This is a genomic window from Flavobacterium sp. 9, assembly GCF_002754195.1.
Lineage (GTDB): Bacteria > Bacteroidota > Bacteroidia > Flavobacteriales > Flavobacteriaceae > Flavobacterium.
In genome coordinates, this window is sequence record NZ_PEEU01000001.1 from 3,383,647 (window position 1) to 3,401,370 (window position 17,724).

The following is a 17,724-nucleotide window of genomic DNA, read 5'->3' on the forward strand; positions in this document are numbered from 1 at the left end:
CATTTACCGCCATAACATTCAAATTGGGAAAGTTTTTAATATTATCGTAATTTTGAGCCTTTAAAAATTACAACAATTGAATTCAACACCTATAATTACCGACACGCACACACATTTATATTCAGAAGAATTTGATCAGGATCGTGACGAAATGATGCAAAGAGCTATAAATGCCGGAGTAACACGTTTTTTTATTCCTGCAATCGATGCTGCTGCAACGCAATCTATGTATGATTTAGAGCAAAATTATCCTGATTATGTGTTCTTAATGATGGGTTTGCATCCCACTTACGTGAAAGATAATTACGAAGAGGAACTGAAACATGTAGAAACCGAACTGGCAAAAAGAAAGTTTTATGCCGTTGGCGAGATCGGAATTGATTTGTACTGGGATAAAACCCACTTAAAAGAACAACAAATTGCTTTTAAGAGACAAATTCAGTTAGCAAAACAATACAAATTGCCAATTGTAATTCATTGTCGTGAAGCTTTTGATGAGATTTTTGAAGTTCTGGAAGAAGAGAAATCAGATGATTTATTTGGAATTTTTCATTGTTTTTCCGGAACATATGAACAAGCACTTCAGGCGATTTCTTACAATATGAAGTTGGGAATTGGTGGAGTTGTGACTTTTAAAAACGGAAAAATCGATCAGTTTTTAAATCAAATCGATTTGAAACATATCGTTTTAGAGACAGATTCACCTTATTTAGCACCAATTCCATATCGTGGTAAACGCAACGAAAGCAGCTACTTGGTAAATGTTATTAGCAAATTAGCAGATATATATGACGTTTCTGAAGAAGAAATAGCAGGAAAAACAACACAAAATTCTAAGGACGTTTTTGGGATTTAATATGTACCTTACAATAGTTTAATTTTTTTTTTGTTCTTTTGCCCACTTAAAACCAATATAAATAATGCAGAAATTTGATGCCATTCGACCGTTTTATGATTCTGAAATAAATGAAGCACTTCATGATGTTGTTAATCATCCGATGATGAAAACCATGATGAACTTTACTTTTCCGGAAGTAGAAGATGAGGTTTGGAAAGAGCAACTTAAGAAAACACATTCGATTCGTGATTTTCAGTGCAACTTTATTTATAATACAATACAAAAGGTTTTAGAGAAAAGTTCTGAAGGACTTACAACTTCAGGATTTGAAAAACTTGAACCCAATACATCGTACTTATTTATCTCTAATCACAGAGATATTTTACTAGATACAACCTTATTGAATGTTTGCCTTTTTGAGCATGGTTTAGTCATGACAGCATCTGCAATTGGCGACAATTTGGTTAAAAAAGCATTCCTGAGCACTTTGGCAAAACTAAACAGAAACTTTTTGGTTTTAAGAGGTTTAACGCCAAGAGAAATGTTGCAAAGCTCTAAATTATTGGCCGAATATATGGGACAATTATTGCTTCGCGAAAATCGTTCGGTTTGGATTGCACAAAGAGAAGGACGTACAAAAGACGGAAATGACGAAACCAATCCAGGAGTTTTAAAAATGATTGGAATGGGTTCTGATGAAGCCAATTTGATGGATTATTTCAAGAAATTAAAGATCGTTCCAGTTTCGATTTCATACGAATATGATCCTACAGATGTTTTGAAAATGCCACAATTAATGGCCGAAGCAAAAAACGAAGTTTACATTAAAGATAAAAACGAAGATTTCATGACCATTATAAGTGGTATCATGGGAACTAAGAAAAGAATACACATTTCTGTTGGAGATGTTCTGGATACTGAAATTGATCAGATTGTTGCTGAAAATGACAATTCTAACAAACAAATTCAGGCTCTGGCACAAGTTATTGACGATTCGATTTTGAAGAATTATCAATTATGGCCAACTAATTTTATCGCTTACGACATTTTGAACGAAACAGATAGATTTGCTCATTTATACAAAGAAAATGAGAAATCATTGTTTGAGCGTCGTCTGGAAATGCGTATTGGCTGTGATAATCCGGTTACAAGACAAGGATTTCTGGCAATGTATGCAAATCCTGTTGTGAACAAATTAAAATACCAAGATGTCATCTAAAGCTAAAATATTGCTGATCTATACCGGTGGAACCATTGGTATGAGTAAAGATTTTGAAACTGGCGCACTCAAAGCGTTCAATTTTGGTAAATTATTGCAAAAAATTCCTGAAATCAAACAATTAGATTGTGAGATTGAATCAGTTTCTTTCGAAAACCCAATAGATTCATCCAACATGAATCCTGCAATGTGGACGAAAATTGCTGAAATTATAGAAGAGAATTACGTCGCTTATGATGGATTCGTGGTTCTTCATGGTTCTGATACAATGTCATATTCAGCATCGGCATTGAGTTTTATGCTGGAGAATTTGTCAAAACCAGTTGTATTTACAGGTTCTCAATTGCCAATTGGTGATTTGCGTACCGATGCAAAAGAAAATCTGATTACGGCAATTCAGATCGCTTCATTACAAGAAAACGGAAAGCCGGTAATCAACGAAGTTTGTTTGTATTTTGAATATAAATTGTATCGTGGAAACCGAACTTCAAAAGTAAATGCTGAACATTTTAAAGCTTTTACGGCACCAAATTATCCTGAATTAGTAGAATCTGGAGTTCATCTTAAACTAAACAGACATTTATTTCTTCCGATAAAAGAAAACGCCAATTTGATCGTTCATAAAAACTTGGACAATCATGTTGCTATTATAAAAATGTTTCCGGGAATGAGCGAAATTGTTTTATCGTCAATTTTAGCTATTAAAGATTTAAAAGGAATTGTATTAGAAACTTACGGTTCCGGAAATGCGCCAACCGAAGATTGGTTCTTGAATTTAATTCAAAAAGCAATTCAGTCCGGTTTACATATCGTCAATGTTACACAATGTTCCGGCGGAAGTGTAAATATGGGACAATACGAAACCAGTACAGCCTTAAAATCTCTTGGAGTTATCTCAGGAAAAGATATTACTACAGAAGCCGCAATTACAAAATTAATGTACTTGTTAGGACATAATATTCCTCAAAAAGAATTTAAAGACGTTTTTGAAACTGCTTTACGCGGAGAGATTTCGTTGTAGAAATTTCACCATATAAGTGTTTTTTCTTTACCATATAAGTGATGTAAGTTCATTTTACTTTGAGTTGAAAAATGAATTTTAAGTAGTTTGTCATTTCGATTTCTATTATAAAACCAATTTTTTTTTCAGGAGCTAATCCCGCTATTCGTTTCAATCTTTTATGCCTCCCAAAGCCTCGGGATCGGCATAAAAGGATTTCCACTTCTATCGGGGCTAGGGCAATCATTTTTAGAATAATATTATAGTCTATTTTGTCATTTCGAGGAACGAGAAATCCTCGCGAGAAGCTCCGTTCCTAATGTTTCAATCTTTGTCGAGTTTCTTACGAGGATTTCTCGTTCCTCGAAATGACAAGATCATAGATAGATAATTGGAATTAAAAAAAATGGAATTTATTTTTCTTAATCTTTATAACGAACGGGACAAGTTCCCATTTCTTCTTCAGAACTACGGTTTTTATAATACACATAAACAATTACAGAAATAATACAGATAATTCCCTGAATTGCTACAGTTTCTCGTGTTCCTATAATGTGTGAAACATACCCAATTATTAAACTTCCCACAGGAATCATTCCCTGATACGCCATTAAATAATAGCTAATACTTCTGGAACGCATATTTACCGTACTTTGCGTTTGAACGTAAATGTTTATAGATGAGGTTTGTGCCATCATTCCCACGCCACTCAAAGCCATACAAATAAGCGCGACAGTCAAACTATTTGAGTAAGCAAGTATAATGATGCTAAAACCTAATAATAAACTCGCAGAGATCATTATTTTACCCATATTATCAGCTTTTTTAAGATTTGCCAGATAAATAGCCGATACAATTGAACCAATTCCGGCAGCACTTTCGAACCAGCTAAAAGTCTGAGCGTTTCCGCTGAAAATATCTTTGGCAAAAACAGGCATTAAAGTATTGAAAGAGATTACAAATAAACTGCTACACATAAGCATTAAAAGCATTTTCGCCATTTCGGTTTCTTTTTTCACATAATCCAAACCTTCAAGGAAATCGTCTAACATTTTCATTTTATCAGTCGCTTTGATATGCGGAGTGATTTTCATCATCAATAAAGAAATCAAAACTGGAATATAACTTAAGAAGTTTCCAATAAAACAAATGTCTTCACCATAATTGTGCAGAATAATTCCGGCTAGAGCTGGACCTGCAATTCGGGCAAAATTGTTCAAAGTAGAGTTTAAGGCAACCGCGTTTGGCAAATCTTCTTTATTGTCGACAATATCAATCATCATAGTTTGACGACAAGTCATATCGAAGGAGTTTATGATTCCCTGAAAAAGGCTTAAAGCTAAAATAAAATTGATATTGTAAATTTTTAAGTAAATCAATAAAGCCAAAGCTCCAGCTTGAAACATCGCCAAAGATTGCAATAAAATCATGGCTTTGTGTCTGTCATAACGTCCAATAATACTTCCGGCTAGCGGTGCAAGAAATAAAGACGGAATCATGCTTAAAAAGGTCGCAAGACCAAGTAAGAAAACAGAACCCGTCACGCTATAAACCATCCAACTTACAGCCGTTTTTTGAAGCCATGTTCCAATTACAGAAACTGATTGTCCATAAAAGAATAACTTGAAGTTTTTTGATTTTAGCGCTTTAAACATGATGCCTGATATTTTTTACAAAGTTCGGGATTATGATTTCATTAGAAAAATTAATAATTTTACTGATAATAAGTATTAAAACTTATCGATATGGAGATTTATCAATTAGAATATTTTATTAAAACAGCTGAAGTTCTTCATTTTACAAAAGCTGCCGAATTGTGTTTTGTCACACAATCCGGATTATCACAACAAATAAAAAAACTCGAAGAAGAACTCGGAATGCCTTTATTCATCAGGATTGGCAAGAAAGTTAAACTTACCGAAGCAGGTTCTGTTTTTTTAATTCACGCTAAAAAGGTGATTGAAAATGTACAAAACGGGAAACAGGCCATTGACGATTTGAATGAAATGATTGGCGGAGAATTGCGAATAGGCGTGACTTATATTTTTGGATTACTGATTTTACCCGTGATTAATGCATTTGCAAAAAGATATCAAAAGCTAAAAATTGTCGTGGAATATGGTACAACCGAGGCATTAGAACAGAAATTAATTCACAATGAACTGGATTTGGTTTTGGTTATTTCATCGCATGAAATTGGGCTTCCGCTTCAAAAAGTACCTTTGTTTACTTCAAATATGGTTATGGTAGTTTCAAAAACACATTCTTTGGCAGTTTTAGACAAAATTGCTTTTAAGAAAATAGAAGGAATACCGCTGGTTCTTCCGGGTAAAGGTTCGAATTCGAGAGAATTTGTAGAAGAGTTGTTCACAAAAAACAAAATGAAACCTAAAATTTCGATTGAATTAAACTCGATTCATGCTTTATTGCAAATGGTACAAGACAGCGATTGGGCAACAATTGTAGCAGAAAAAGCCCTGAAAGACTGGGATAATCTAAAAGCAATTGCCATTACAGGAGTTCCTACACAAAGAGATTCATTCATGTTAACCATAGAAGGAGCGTATCAAAAAAAGGCAGTAAAACTATTTATGGAAGAATTTAAGAAAAGTATGTAAAGTAATGTCTGATTTTGTTTTTCTAACTCAATTTTTTTTTTGTTATTTGCAAACCAATTTAGAGAGGTGTCCGAGTGGTTTAAGGAGCTAGCCTGGAAAGCTAGTATATGGGTAACTGTATCGAGGGTTCGAATCCCTTCCTCTCTGCTAAAACCGCAATTTCATAATTTATGAGATTGCGGTTTTTTATTTACATTTTTATAGGATGTGAAAGAATATAAAATGTGATTTAAAAACTAGTAAATACTTCGAGATTTATGAAGAATCTCGAAGTATCTTTTTTTTAAAATCTATTTTTATAAGTTTTTTCTTTGCTTATAGTTAATAATTTTTACTTTAGCTATAAGAAAATAGCTAACTAACTATGAGAAGGATTACAAAAATGTTTAAAAGCTTACTGTTGTTAAGTTTTGTGTTATTAATAACAAATTGTGCGACTGAAGAAATCGGACAAAAAAATGTTGCTCAGTCTTCTTCTGAGGCTAAAATTTGGTTTGATAATCATCAAAAAGATTATAATACAACGGTTTTAAATTATATAGAAAGTTTGCAATGGCAAAATGCAATTATTTCGGAAGGTGAAGATGGACAAATAATAGAAGTACCATTTAATCTTAGTAGCAATTTAAGTGCTACAACTAAAGAAGCTGACCAATATAATGACCATCATCGTTTAATGTTTATAAAAGATGAACAAAATGGTTTTAAACTTTTTTATATTCAGATTTTAACGAATGATGAAAATTATAAAATTCAGGATAAAAATTACAATTATTACAATATTAAAGATACTTTTTACGGTAAGATTTTTGTACAAGAATTAGCTACTAATGCTGGAACTAAAATTGAGTTTAAAAAAGGAAAAAAGTTAGAACCTTCGTTGACTGCAAGATATTCTGAAAATGAAATACAATGTGTTTATTATGGCTATTGGTATGAAGATGGACATTTTGAACCACTTTACGAAGTAGGTTGTTATGCTAGCGGTGGAAGTGAACCTCAGTATTTACCAGCGCCTGGTTATGGAGGTGGAACTGGCTCATCTAGCTCAGAAAATACAGATCAGACAATAGCTCAGAAAATTGAAAAAAATATTAATTCTGATAATTTGGCGGGGTGTTCAAAAGAAGTTCTAGAGGCACTAAAAAATGCAACTAATTGTGATATCGCCAATATTTTAAGTAAATTAGGAGCTACTAATACAATTATTGTTACAGTAAAAACAGAATTACCAACCGATGGTAAACCTGCACAAACAGTGAGGACAAATCCTCAGATTAAATATAATTATACAGTACGTATAAGCTCAAATTATACATCTGCGACTACTTTATTTAGAGCATCAAATATTCTGCATGAGTTTACTCATGCTTATTTTATGAGTTTAATAGATGATTATAATTCGACAAGTAATCCAGTTGTTTTTGCAGATACTCCAACACTTTTTCAAGCTTATTGTGATCGAAAATATCCTCCAAAACCAAATGAATTACCAAATTTGCATCATAAAGAAATGGCAGAAACTTACGTGAAAGCTATAGGAGCAGCATTACAAGAGTTTCAGACTGGAATTCCTGTTATTGCTGGAAAAACCCCAAGTCAAATCTATACAGATTTAGCGTGGGGAGGTTTACGAGGAACTCCAATCTATAATGAAACTTTTGCTGTTGGCAGTGAAGATTATAAAAGAATAGAAGCTCGATATGCTGCTGAATCGAATGGTGGAACGTCTGGAAATCAAACTGCAATTGGAAAACCTTGTAAAATTTAGAAGTATGAAAAAAAGTATTGTTTTATATTTATTTATAATTTGTTTTGTTAGTTGCGTTTCTGCTAAGAATACAAATAAAATAGATAATTTGAAGACAACTGAAGATGTCGTTAAATTTGTAAAATCCATAAATCCTGATTTTGCAAAAGAAAATTTTGGAGAATTACAAATAAAGCCCACGGAGTCAATTATTAAGGCATTAAATAATTGTGATCTCTATAAAAGTTGGAATATTCAAAATTGGCAGAAAATAGACCTTAATAACGATGGAAAAACTGATTTACTTTTTACAGGTTATTGGTATAGTACTTATTCTCAATATGCTATAGTAGAGGTTGAATCTGGTAAGTATAATTTGTTTAATCTCGCCGAGAACTTAGAATACGCTTGTAAAATTGTAAAACCTATTGTTGTAAACCATAAAAATGAGTTATTAGTAAACAATTATAAAACAGATGATGAAAGTATTTCTAAAAGAGAAACAATTCATTATTTAGATACGCTTACTTATAAATTTAATGCTTTTATAGAAATAAATAAGAAAGTTGTTAATTATGATATTGAAAGCATAAAATTTATTTTGGATAACAATTTTGAAATTGAGGTTTATAACAACCAAAATGCGTATTATAATTGTTTGAATACTTTTAATGCATCAAATTTAAAAGGGAATTTTTACAAAGGAGAATCAAGAAAAAAAATTGACGTAGCTTATTTTAATGAGTTAGAAAAAATGCTTGAATATATTAATGTCAAAGATTTACCAAACGAATATACATTAGATGGTTATGATTTTCCTACGGTTTGGCTTGAGATAAAATTTAAAGATGGAAGCATTAAAAAAATAAAAGATTACGGTTATCAAGGAACTTATGGACTGAATGCTATATATGATAAAATGAAAAAAATAGCATTAGAAATTGACTGGAAATAATAATTGAAAGCTATATTGAAGCTCATACAAACCTCTAAAATTCATGATAAAAATAGAAGACATTTCTACAAAATAAAGAATACTATTTTTTTTTTGTTAAATTATTCATAATTAGAAATTTGCAATATTGTTGTCAATTAGGTAAAATAGAAATTTTGAATATATTACAATTAATACTCAAAAGTAAGTTGCTTAATTTATAGAACGGATCTTCAAACTTTAACTAATTATGAAAAAACATATTTGTCTGTTAGTATTTTTAACAATTAATTCTATAGGTGCACAAACAAAAACAAGTGATTATTTTACTTTTTATAAAGGAGGAGATAAGTATTTGAAACCAATAAAATATGTAATGTTTGATTCTAATTTGAGCGAAAATATAAAAACGGAAGACAAGGATTTGATTTATTTTAAGATAAAAGGGGAACGTTTTAAATTTGATAAAAAAAAGAATAAAAAAGATAGTTGCTCTCTTGATATTTTAAAAAAAATAAAGCTGGAGAACCCAACACAGCTTAATAATGAAGGGTATAAGTCTTTTAAAAAGAAGAAAGAAGAAATAGAAAAGGAAAAAATGTTAAGCTTGTTTATCCGCCAGCAGGTTTTCAATCTTATCTTAAAGTTTATATTCTGGAAAAAATAAGCAATAAAATTATTAAGTATGAGGTTGATTGGGAATATTCAGATTTTTAGAAAAAAACTTTTATAATGAAAACACCAATTAGAAACTATTTTATTTTTGTAACAATCTGCATTTTGTTGTTTACCTATTTTTATTTTAATCAACATTTTTATACAATTAGCTTGCATGATACTTACTACCTCATAAGTTATTTCTATTTTGTTTTGCCTATATTTATTATCGGTACGATCTTTTATTTGGTAAAAGTTTTAATAGAAAAATTAAAAATCAGAGTAGAGCAATCTAATGAGAGATATTCAAGGTATTTATTGTTTTTTTTACAACCGAATTTATATTTTAAATTTAAAAAAAGAACTAGAAATTATTTAGTTTTTGTAACAATCTGTCTTATATCGTTTAGTTATCTTTACCTTACTGAAGCTTTTTATTTAGTTATTGATAATGGTAATTATCATTTTGTAAAATATCATTATTTTGTTTTACCAATTCTGATAATTGGTACTATTTTTTATTTGGTAAAAAATCTACAGAGTAGAACTAATTTATAAAGTTTACTTTAAATAAGGAAAACTAATCGATAGATACTTTATTTGAAATCTGTTCATATAAAAAAAGAGGTCTTTTATCAAGATCTCTTTTTTTGCGATAATTTATATCTTATAAAAGGTTTTATTTCCCTTTCAACAATTTCTCCAAATATTCATTTTTATCCTTTTCAACCTGTACTAAACGTTCGTAAAGTTCAATAACTTTGTCTAAAGGATTAAAATTGCAATAATTACCGGTATTAAAAACCCCATTATCATAAATATTATTAAAATAATTAATGATGCTTTCTTCTGAAAAGTTTTTAATTGCTTCAACAGAAACTCCAAGCGCTTTTGCTACTTCTTTAAGTTTTTCTTCGTCGATGTTTTCGCTGTTTTCCATAGCCGAAATTGCTTGCTGATTTGTTCCCAAAGCTTGTGCAAGTGCTTCTTGTTTCATGTCTTTAAGTTCACGAATACGGCTTATTTTTCGCCCTATATGATATGGTTTTGCTGTTGTGCTCATACATCAAAGGTATTTAAAATTTTTAGAGAAAAATAGATTTTAGTAAAAAACAGACTTGTTTTTGTAAGATACGGTTTTCATTATAATACCACCGGAATATAAATATCAAATTTAGCTCCGTGATTTAGTTTGCCTGCTGCGGTAATGATTCCGTTATGATTTTCTACAATTTTTTTGGCGATAGCAAGGCCAATTCCTGTTCCTTTATAATCCGTTTTACTATTAAGTTGTTGGAACATTTCGAAAACCCGGCTTTCAAACTGAGGATCAAATCCAATACCATTATCGCTTATAATAATGTGGCAATAATCTGGCAATGATTTATTTTTCTTTGTTTTTGGTTTTGTATAAAGGATTTTTATAGTAATATGTGGTACTTTTTCTATTATTGAAAATTTCAGAGAATTACTTACCAAATTGCATATCAATTGATGAAACTGCGACGGAATTATAAAGGCGTTTCCGTTTCCGGATACTTCTATAATTGCCTTTTTTAATAATATCTCTTCTTTTAAATCTTCCAGAACTTTATTGATGACATCATTAATACTAGTTTTTTCAAACTTTTTTTCGGTTACACTTGTACGGGAATAAGTCAATAAATCATTTATAAGCGCTTGCATATGAGAAGCAGCAACTTCGATTCGTTCGAAATAATACTTTCCTTTCTCAGTCAAATTTTGATTTTCATCTGTGGAAATTCGGTTCGAAAAAACCTGTATTTTCCGCAAAGGTTCCTGAAGATGATGACTGGATATATAGGTGAAAGCTTCCAATTCATTATTCGCAAGAATTAATTCAGCAGAACGTTTTTCTTTCTCTTTATTTTGAAAAAGAAGCTCAGAATTGGCAACACTTAATTCATCTGCCCGTTTTTGTTTCTCTTTGTTTTGATAAGCAAGTTCAGTATTAGCAATAACAAGTTCGGCAGCACGATCTTCTTTTTCATTGTTCTGAAAAGTAAGTTCTGTATTTGCTATCAGAAGTTCAGCGGCGCGTTTTTCTTTTTCTTTATTCTGATAAGCAAGTTCTGTATTAGCTATAACAAGTTCGGCAGCACGGTCCCCTTTTTCTTGATTTTGATAGGCAAGTTCTGTGTTTGCAATAACTAATTCAGCGGCACGTTTTTCTTTTTCTTTATTTTGAAAGGTAAGTTCTGTATTAGCTATCAGAAGTTCAGCCGCACGTTTTTCTTTCTCTTTATTTTGATAAGCAAGTTCAGTATTTGCAATAACAAGTTCGGCAGCACGATCCTCTTTTTCCTGATTTTGAAATGCAAGTTCTGTGTTTGCAATAACTAATTCAGCAGCACGTTTTTCTTTTTCTTTATTTTGAAAAAGAAGTTCAGAATTGGCAATGCTTAGTTCATCTGCTCGTTTTTGTTTTTCATTGTTTTGATAAGCCAGTTCCGTATTTGCTATTACAAGTTCGGCGGCACGATCTTCTTTTTCCTGATTTTGATAAGCCAGTTCTGTATTGGCAATAACAAGTTCGGCAGCACGTTTTTCTTTTTCTTCGTTTTGATAAGCCAGTTCGGCATTGGCAATAACGAGCTCTGAAGCACGCTTTTTTCGTTCCTCTATTTGTCGCGCAAGTCTTTTATTAACGAGCAATAATTCATCATTATGATTTACTTTAGTCCGTTCTGGAAAGATTGTACTTTCAGGCAGAATAATCTTTTTTTTGCTCATGATTCCTAGGGCATTTACCCAAATATAACCTAACTGAATTTAATCGCTTGCTTTTAAACTTAATAAGTCAATTTATAATTTATTAAAGAGCGTTAATGCTCAAAATTTAAATTTATGAAATTTAAGTTTTTTCTTATTTTTTAAAAGTAATGTAGTGATTTTATTAAAAATTATATGGAATAAAAACAGGTTATTAGAAGGTGTTTTTATTGATATTATATGATTTTCTTTGATTTAGTGTCTGAAATTATTTTCAAAACAATGTATCATTTTTAGTTTGCTATCGTCTTGATTTAAAACGCTTGAATTGTCTAATTTACAAAATGGCCAAAAAGTAAAAAGATTCAGCAAACAATCATCAATCAAAAAACGTCAATCAAAATCATGAGAAATTTTATTTCTAAATCTCTAAAAATAACGCTTCAATTTTTATAAGAAAATATTTACTATTTTTGTGTTTTATCAAAACATAAAAAATTATGGAAATCAAAAATCAAGTATTAGATGCTATAAAAAAAGCTGAACAGCCTGTAAATGCTGGTAAAGTAGTTGAGTTAACTAAATTAGAGCGCAAAGAAGTAGATAAAGCAATGAAAAAGTTGAAGGACGAAGGTTTAATAGTTTCTCCTAAACGCTGTTTTTGGGAAGCAAAATAAGTTTGAAAGAGTCAATTTTTGATTCAAACAAAACTCCTTGTAAAATTTATTCACAAGGGGTTTTGTTTTTTAGAGTTTTCTTAAAGTTTAATCTCAAACAAACTAAAAGAACCTTCTTTGTAATGTTCCGGTAATTCGCTTGTCCATTCGATCGTGCTGATTCCTTTGTATTCGAAACCGCAACTTGTGTAGTATTTATTTATTCTCTCGTTTCCGCTATGCGTGTCAAGTCGAATGTATTCTTTGTTATTTTCTTTGGCGTATGTTTTAACCCATTCAATGATTTTTTTTACATACGATTGTCCTCTGAATTTTGGATTTGTCGCAATACGATGAAGATAAACCGCAGGATCCTGAGCAGCTTCTTTCCAGATAATTAAATCATTAAAAGTTAGTACAAATGTACAAGCAACTTCATCTCTTTCTTTGATTACAAAATGGCGATTTTCGGCAATTTCGTTTTCGATTAGAGATCTTTCAAAACCTCTCCAGCTTTTATTATTGACAGTTTTTTGGTATGATGTCGCTTCATTATAGATATCAAAAACAGCATCGATATCTTCATTTGTAGTTTTAAAAAATTCCATTATTGGGTTGTATTCTGTAGATTAATCAATCCTGTAAAGATAAATTTTCAGATTCTCAAAGTTGGATGAATTATATTAGTTTTAACTTTTTTTATCAGAATTTAACCAAACTACATTTTGTTCTGATTCGTGATTTTGTCCAATAATATCACGATATAAATCTGGCCTTCTAGCTTTTATGTAGCGATTTCCTCCGGCCTGAATACATTTTTCAGGAGTAATTATTGCTGTTGCAAAAGAGTCATCAAAAGTTCTACATTCTGCCAAAATATCTCCAAAAGGATCAACAATCATCGAACAACCATTTTTCAGTTGATCGTCATCCATACCAATTGGGTTTGAGAAAACGGCATAAATAGCATTGTCATAAGCTCTTGCAGGCAACCATTTCATCAACCAATCGCGACCTTTCATGCCGTCAAATTCCAGTCTTAAGGAAGTTGGATCGGCTTCACGATTTTCCCAAAGCTGAGGTGCAACAAAACCAGCGCCAGGTCGGGTCGAAGGCGTGCACATTGTTACGTGTGGCATGAAAATAATGTCCGCTCCCAAAAGTTTTGTTGCGCGAACATTTTCGATAATATTATTGTCGTAACAAATTAGAATTCCGCATTTCCAACCTTTAATTTCAAAGATGCAATAACGATCTCCAGGCGTTAAATATGGATTTATAAATGGATGAAGTTTTCTGTATTTTGCGACCAAACCATTTTTGTCAACACAAACGTAGGCTTTAAAAAGATTGTCATTTTCATCCTTTTCAAAAAGTCCGGCAAGAATTACAATGTCATTTTTTTTGGCAATTTCGGTTAGTTTTAAGATGCTTTCTCCACTCGGAATAACTTCTGCCAAGTCCAGCATTTGTTCTTTCGATAAATGCCTTGCAAATGTATATCCCGTAATCGAACATTCATGAAATGAGATCACATCGCAACCTTCATTGGCTGCTTTTTGCGAAAGCTTTTCGATTACAGATAAATTATAGTTTTTGTCGCCGCTTTTGTTTTCAAACTGTGCGGTAGCTATTTTTAGATTTTCCATTTTTGATACTATTATTTTGAGTCAAAAGTAGTATCAATGAAATGCTATAAATTGTACAAAACCGACATTTTAAAGAGAACCAATCGGGAAGGTTCGAATAAGATTATTGGTTAATTTCCCGCTGCAATGCAAGTATTCTTTTGGAGATATTCCGGTATGTTTTCTGAAATCTTTTATCAAATGCGATTGATCCGAAAATCCTGCATCATAACAAATAGTAGTAAGATTTGTATCTGCAGGTTTGTCTTTTAGTAGTTTTAAAAAATGATGTAGCCTTACAACGTTACCAAATTTCTTCGGGTTTAACCCGATTGATTCTTTAAATTTTCGTTCAAGATGCCTTTCGGTATAACCGGTATATTTAACCAATTGCGCTACGGAAAAATGCCCTTTGTTTGAAATTATAAAATCGAGAGAACTGTTTACAATCAGTTGGTTTGATTCTAATTTTTTAGAGATAAGATTGCTGAAAAAATGATTTAAAAGTTCAATTCTTGTTTGATTCTTGTTTTGTTCCGATAGTTTTTCTTGAAGAATCAGTCCGTTTTCTCCAAAAACATCATCAATAGAAATAATAGAATCCAGAAATTCATTGGCAGGAATTCCTAACAATTGATGAATTCCGCTAGGCTGAAAAACAACAATTATTAAAGTGATTTCATCGTGAGAATAAATGTCTTTGAAGCCATTAAGTTGTCCGTATAAAAAAGAATCTGGCAGATAATTTTTTACTTGATTATTAGTGATATCAGCGATAAGTTTACTTTTAAAAGAAAATACAACGCCACTATTACCATCAGAAAACAATCGAAGTTTTTGAATAGCAGTTTCCTGATTATCCAAAAAAAGATAATGTTTAATATAAGGCGATAGTTCTTTTGAAGGTAAAACTTGCATTGTTTAGTTGTTGATTATTAAAAACCGAACTTGTCTGTAATAATTGTGGCGCCTTTCTTTTCCAAATCAGATAACATTTCTTGTTTTCTAAATTGAACGTCATCTCCGGTAGCGATGTATTCTTGCAAAAGTGCCACTTGATAACCGTTTTCTAGCGCATCAATTGCGGTTTGTTTTATGCAATATTCTGCCAGAAAGCCACATAATATAACTTTACGAATTTGATTGTTTTTCAGGTAAATTTTAAATTCTTCTGATGAAAAACTACTGTGTTTTGTTTTCGAAATTAATTTGAACGAATCATCAAAATCAATTTCATGGCCTTTTGTGCCTTCGATACACATCGAAATTCCTTCTCCGAATTGATTTTCCTGATAATTTGAAAAAATAATTACAAATCTATCTTTAGCAAATTGCTTCGTTAATTGATTTAGTTTTGCCTTGACTTCTTTGATTTGATGAATTGGATGGTTTTTTGCATAATTTCCATCAATATCTGTAAAGTCTTTTTGGGGATCAATAATTACTATTAATTCTTCAGATGTTAATGTCATCGTTTTTAATCTTTTTGAAGTTTGAATCGTGAAGAATCAGCTTTTGACAAATTTAAGTATATTTTTCCGATTATGGTTTTTCTGATTCTTTATAGATGTTTCTGTCCATCGTGATTTTTAATCTGGCAAACATTTCGGCAATATCAAATCCTTCTTTTTTATATTCGGCTTGAACAGCTTCTTTTGCTTTTTTCAAAACGGCCTCATTTTCCCAAACGGCAATAGTCATAAAAATAAAATTTCCTTTTTCGTCAATGCGTTCGTAAGCTTCGTCTTTTATGAATCCGTTTAAGTTCCTGATAAAGTTTCTGTTTCTGTTTACTCTTTCTAGAAATTCTTGTTTTGATTGTGCCGGAACGATAAATTTATCGATAAAGATTTGTTTCATGTTTTCTGATTTTTTGGTTTCAATTTTTGAATTAATTGTTGTTGATTGAGCATTTGCGGTATAGTTAAGCAATGCCAAAAAGACAATTCCGATTAAAAGATGTGTTTTCATAATTCTTGATTTTTTGTTGTTGTAAAATTCAAGATTACAGAAACCAATTAATTGTAAAAAATCATTGATTTACCAGAAAGAAGGAAATTTAAAAAATTCAGACGGAGTTTGTCCCGTAAACAATTTGAAGTCTTTATTGAAGTGAGATTGATCAAAATATCCGGCATCAAATGCAAGTTCGATAAGGTTTTGATTGTTTTGTTTTTGATCGATAATTGCTTTTATTCTAACGACATAAGAAAACTGTTTGGGCGATGAACCTATTGTTTTTCGGAATCTTTTTTCGAAAGCATCCTGGCTGATATAAAGCATATCTGCAAGTTCTTTTATTTTAATAATGCCTTTTTTAGATTGGATTATCGCGATTGCATTCGAGATTAATTCATCTGGTTTGTAATCGTGTAATCTTGACAAAAGAAATTGTTCGATTACAGCAATTCTTTGATTGTTGGTTTTAGCTTCGGCCAAAAGTTCTTCTATAATTGCTGTTTTTTGCTGTGGAAAGAAATTGTCTAATGAAACGCTTTCTTCAAATAATTCATGAAGAGGTTCTTTAAAAAAGGCTTTAGCCCCAACTTCTTTAAAGTGAACAATAACTGTAGCGGTATCTTTTGAATAATTGATTAAACGCGCCGATTTTCGCATACCCGAAATAGCTGTAAGAGGTAAATTGTCCCGACTATTTCCTTTAACATAATTGACCTCGCCTTTACATCGAAAAGCAATTGTAAGCGAAGTTCCCGGCAAAACCCGATTGATTAATTCATCCTGGCTTTCGATAATTCGATAAGTCTTTATGAATGGTTTTAATTGTTCTGTTGGGATAAAATCTACAATTTTCATTTCCTATGTAGTTTACTGCTAGTAAAGATAAGGAAAAGTGTTTTTAAAGTAAAAGTTCTGTTTTGTATGATTGGCTTTGAAATTAAAATAGCTTAATCCTGAAGAATCATTTTTACTTTAGGTAAAATGCGACCAACAAACTGTTTGTAAGCCAACTCCGACGGATGTAAACCATCTGAAGCAACAAGGTTGCCATTGCTCAGACCATGTTGAGTAATGTCTGTAATAGAGATAAAACTAACACCTCTGCTACTGCAGTAAATCTCGGCAGTATTATTGTATTTCGTTATTTCGCCTGAAATCTTTGCTTGGTTTTCGGCAGTGTAATTGGCGGCAAATGGCGTGTAAGTATAATCAGGAATCGAAAGTACAAGTACATTTTTCTTATCACCTTTTGCCAGTGCAATAGCTTTGTCCAGTAATTGTGGAAATTCCTTTTCGTAGACACTAAAATTCAGATGTTGATATTGATTGTTAACACCAATTAAAAGTGTAACCAAATCATAATTAGAATCTGGATTTTGTGTGTTTATTGCCGAAATTAAATTAGAAGTTGTCCAGCCGGTTTGTGCAATTACTTTTAATGAGAAACTGGTTTGAGGGTAAATTGTTTTTAGATTTGCTTTTAACTGTTCAGGATATCGACAGGTTTCGCAAACACTTTGACCTATTGTATAACTATCGCCTAAGGCCAGATAATTTATTGTAGAAGGAATAGCTGTAGTGGGAACTTCTGTTGCAGGAGGAGTTGTGCTTGTAGTTTGTGAAGGACTTTCTTCAGAACTACAACTTAGGAGAAATATAGAGAGTATGATAGTAACTATTTGTTTGAAATGTGGTTTCATAATTTGGGTAAATTAAGTTTCGTGTCATTTTA

At 31.5% G+C, this 17,724-nt stretch carries 18 protein-coding genes and 1 tRNA gene; 9 read left to right on the plus strand and 10 right to left on the minus strand.

Annotated features, from left to right (window positions below):
* Positions 1–76 precede the first annotated feature (76 nt).
* The 3 genes from CLU81_RS13905 (at position 77) to CLU81_RS13915 (ending at position 3,078) form a co-directional block, all read left to right on the plus strand.
* On the plus strand, positions 77–856 hold the full coding sequence (locus CLU81_RS13905) for a TatD family hydrolase (RefSeq protein WP_099710358.1): 780 nt from the start codon (positions 77–79) through the stop codon (positions 854–856).
* A 64-nt stretch (positions 857–920) separates the two neighbouring features.
* Positions 921–2,057 carry a 1-acyl-sn-glycerol-3-phosphate acyltransferase gene (locus CLU81_RS13910; protein ID WP_099710359.1) on the plus strand — a complete coding sequence of 379 codons (1,137 nt, stop codon included), beginning with the start codon at positions 921–923 and terminating at the stop codon, positions 2,055–2,057.
* Entirely contained in the window at positions 2,047–3,078 is a 1,032-nt protein-coding gene (locus CLU81_RS13915; RefSeq protein ID WP_099710360.1) for an asparaginase, read from the plus strand. The genes CLU81_RS13910 and CLU81_RS13915 overlap by 11 nt, the downstream gene beginning before the upstream one ends.
* A gap of 401 nt (positions 3,079–3,479) precedes the next feature.
* Here CLU81_RS13915 and CLU81_RS13920 read toward each other — a convergent pair whose 3' ends face one another.
* A complete protein-coding gene (locus CLU81_RS13920) occupies positions 3,480–4,712 on the minus strand; it encodes an MFS transporter (protein ID WP_099710361.1) in 1,233 nt (410 codons plus the stop codon).
* Between the two features lie 90 nt (positions 4,713–4,802).
* Here CLU81_RS13920 and CLU81_RS13925 point away from each other — a divergent pair, with 90 nt between their 5' ends.
* The 5 genes from CLU81_RS13925 to CLU81_RS13945 all read left to right on the plus strand — a co-directional run bounded on the left by CLU81_RS13925 (position 4,803) and on the right by CLU81_RS13945 (position 9,026).
* Positions 4,803–5,675, plus strand: a complete 873-nt coding sequence (locus CLU81_RS13925; RefSeq protein WP_099710362.1) for a LysR substrate-binding domain-containing protein — start codon at positions 4,803–4,805, stop codon at positions 5,673–5,675.
* A gap of 60 nt (positions 5,676–5,735) precedes the next feature.
* A tRNA-Ser gene (locus CLU81_RS13930) sits at positions 5,736–5,822 on the plus strand.
* Between the two features lie 217 nt (positions 5,823–6,039).
* Complete coding sequence (locus CLU81_RS13935; protein WP_099710363.1) at positions 6,040–7,446, plus strand: hypothetical protein; 1,407 nt, start codon at positions 6,040–6,042, stop codon at positions 7,444–7,446.
* Positions 7,447–7,450: 4 nt separating this feature from the next.
* On the plus strand, positions 7,451–8,380 hold the full coding sequence (locus tag CLU81_RS13940; protein WP_099710364.1) for a hypothetical protein: 930 nt from the start codon (positions 7,451–7,453) through the stop codon (positions 8,378–8,380).
* A 229-nt stretch (positions 8,381–8,609) separates the two neighbouring features.
* On the plus strand, positions 8,610–9,026 hold the full coding sequence (locus tag CLU81_RS13945; RefSeq protein WP_099710365.1) for a hypothetical protein: 417 nt from the start codon (positions 8,610–8,612) through the stop codon (positions 9,024–9,026).
* A 669-nt stretch (positions 9,027–9,695) separates the two neighbouring features.
* Here CLU81_RS13945 and CLU81_RS13955 read toward each other — a convergent pair.
* Positions 9,696–10,079, minus strand: coding sequence for a helix-turn-helix domain-containing protein (locus CLU81_RS13955; protein ID WP_099710367.1), 384 nt, complete (start codon positions 10,077–10,079; stop codon positions 9,696–9,698).
* Positions 10,080–10,159: 80 nt separating this feature from the next.
* Positions 10,160–11,770 (minus strand): ATP-binding protein, encoded by a 1,611-nt coding sequence (locus CLU81_RS13960; RefSeq protein WP_099710368.1) that lies wholly within the window; start codon positions 11,768–11,770, stop codon positions 10,160–10,162.
* 479 nt (positions 11,771–12,249) lie between these two features.
* Between CLU81_RS13960 and CLU81_RS13965 the strand changes: the two genes are divergently transcribed.
* A complete protein-coding gene (locus CLU81_RS13965) occupies positions 12,250–12,426 on the plus strand; it encodes a MarR family transcriptional regulator (RefSeq protein ID WP_039113725.1) in 177 nt (58 codons plus the stop codon).
* Between the two features lie 80 nt (positions 12,427–12,506).
* Here the strand turns inward: CLU81_RS13965 and CLU81_RS13970 are convergent, their stop codons facing one another.
* The 7 genes from CLU81_RS13970 to CLU81_RS14000 form a co-directional block, all read right to left on the minus strand.
* Entirely contained in the window at positions 12,507–13,013 is a 507-nt protein-coding gene (locus CLU81_RS13970; protein ID WP_099710369.1) for an N-acetyltransferase, read from the minus strand.
* 81 nt (positions 13,014–13,094) lie between these two features.
* Positions 13,095–14,054, minus strand: a complete 960-nt coding sequence (locus tag CLU81_RS13975) for a nitrilase family protein (RefSeq protein WP_099710370.1) — start codon at positions 14,052–14,054, stop codon at positions 13,095–13,097.
* 69 nt (positions 14,055–14,123) lie between these two features.
* Positions 14,124–14,951, minus strand: a complete 828-nt coding sequence (locus tag CLU81_RS13980) for a helix-turn-helix domain-containing protein (RefSeq protein WP_099710371.1) — start codon at positions 14,949–14,951, stop codon at positions 14,124–14,126.
* Positions 14,952–14,968: 17 nt separating this feature from the next.
* Positions 14,969–15,505 carry a cysteine hydrolase family protein gene (locus tag CLU81_RS13985; RefSeq protein ID WP_099710372.1) on the minus strand — a complete coding sequence of 179 codons (537 nt, stop codon included), beginning with the start codon at positions 15,503–15,505 and terminating at the stop codon, positions 14,969–14,971.
* Positions 15,506–15,575: 70 nt separating this feature from the next.
* The gene (locus CLU81_RS13990; RefSeq protein ID WP_099710373.1) at positions 15,576–16,004 is read right to left on the minus strand and encodes an antibiotic biosynthesis monooxygenase; all 429 of its coding nucleotides are present in this window, start codon (positions 16,002–16,004) and stop codon (positions 15,576–15,578) included.
* A gap of 69 nt (positions 16,005–16,073) precedes the next feature.
* Positions 16,074–16,847, minus strand: a complete 774-nt coding sequence (locus CLU81_RS13995; protein ID WP_099710374.1) for a helix-turn-helix transcriptional regulator — start codon at positions 16,845–16,847, stop codon at positions 16,074–16,076.
* Between the two features lie 92 nt (positions 16,848–16,939).
* Positions 16,940–17,692: an SGNH/GDSL hydrolase family protein gene (locus tag CLU81_RS14000; protein ID WP_099710375.1), complete on the minus strand. Its 753-nt coding sequence runs from the start codon at positions 17,690–17,692 to the stop codon at positions 16,940–16,942.
* Positions 17,693–17,724: the final 32 nt, after the last annotated feature.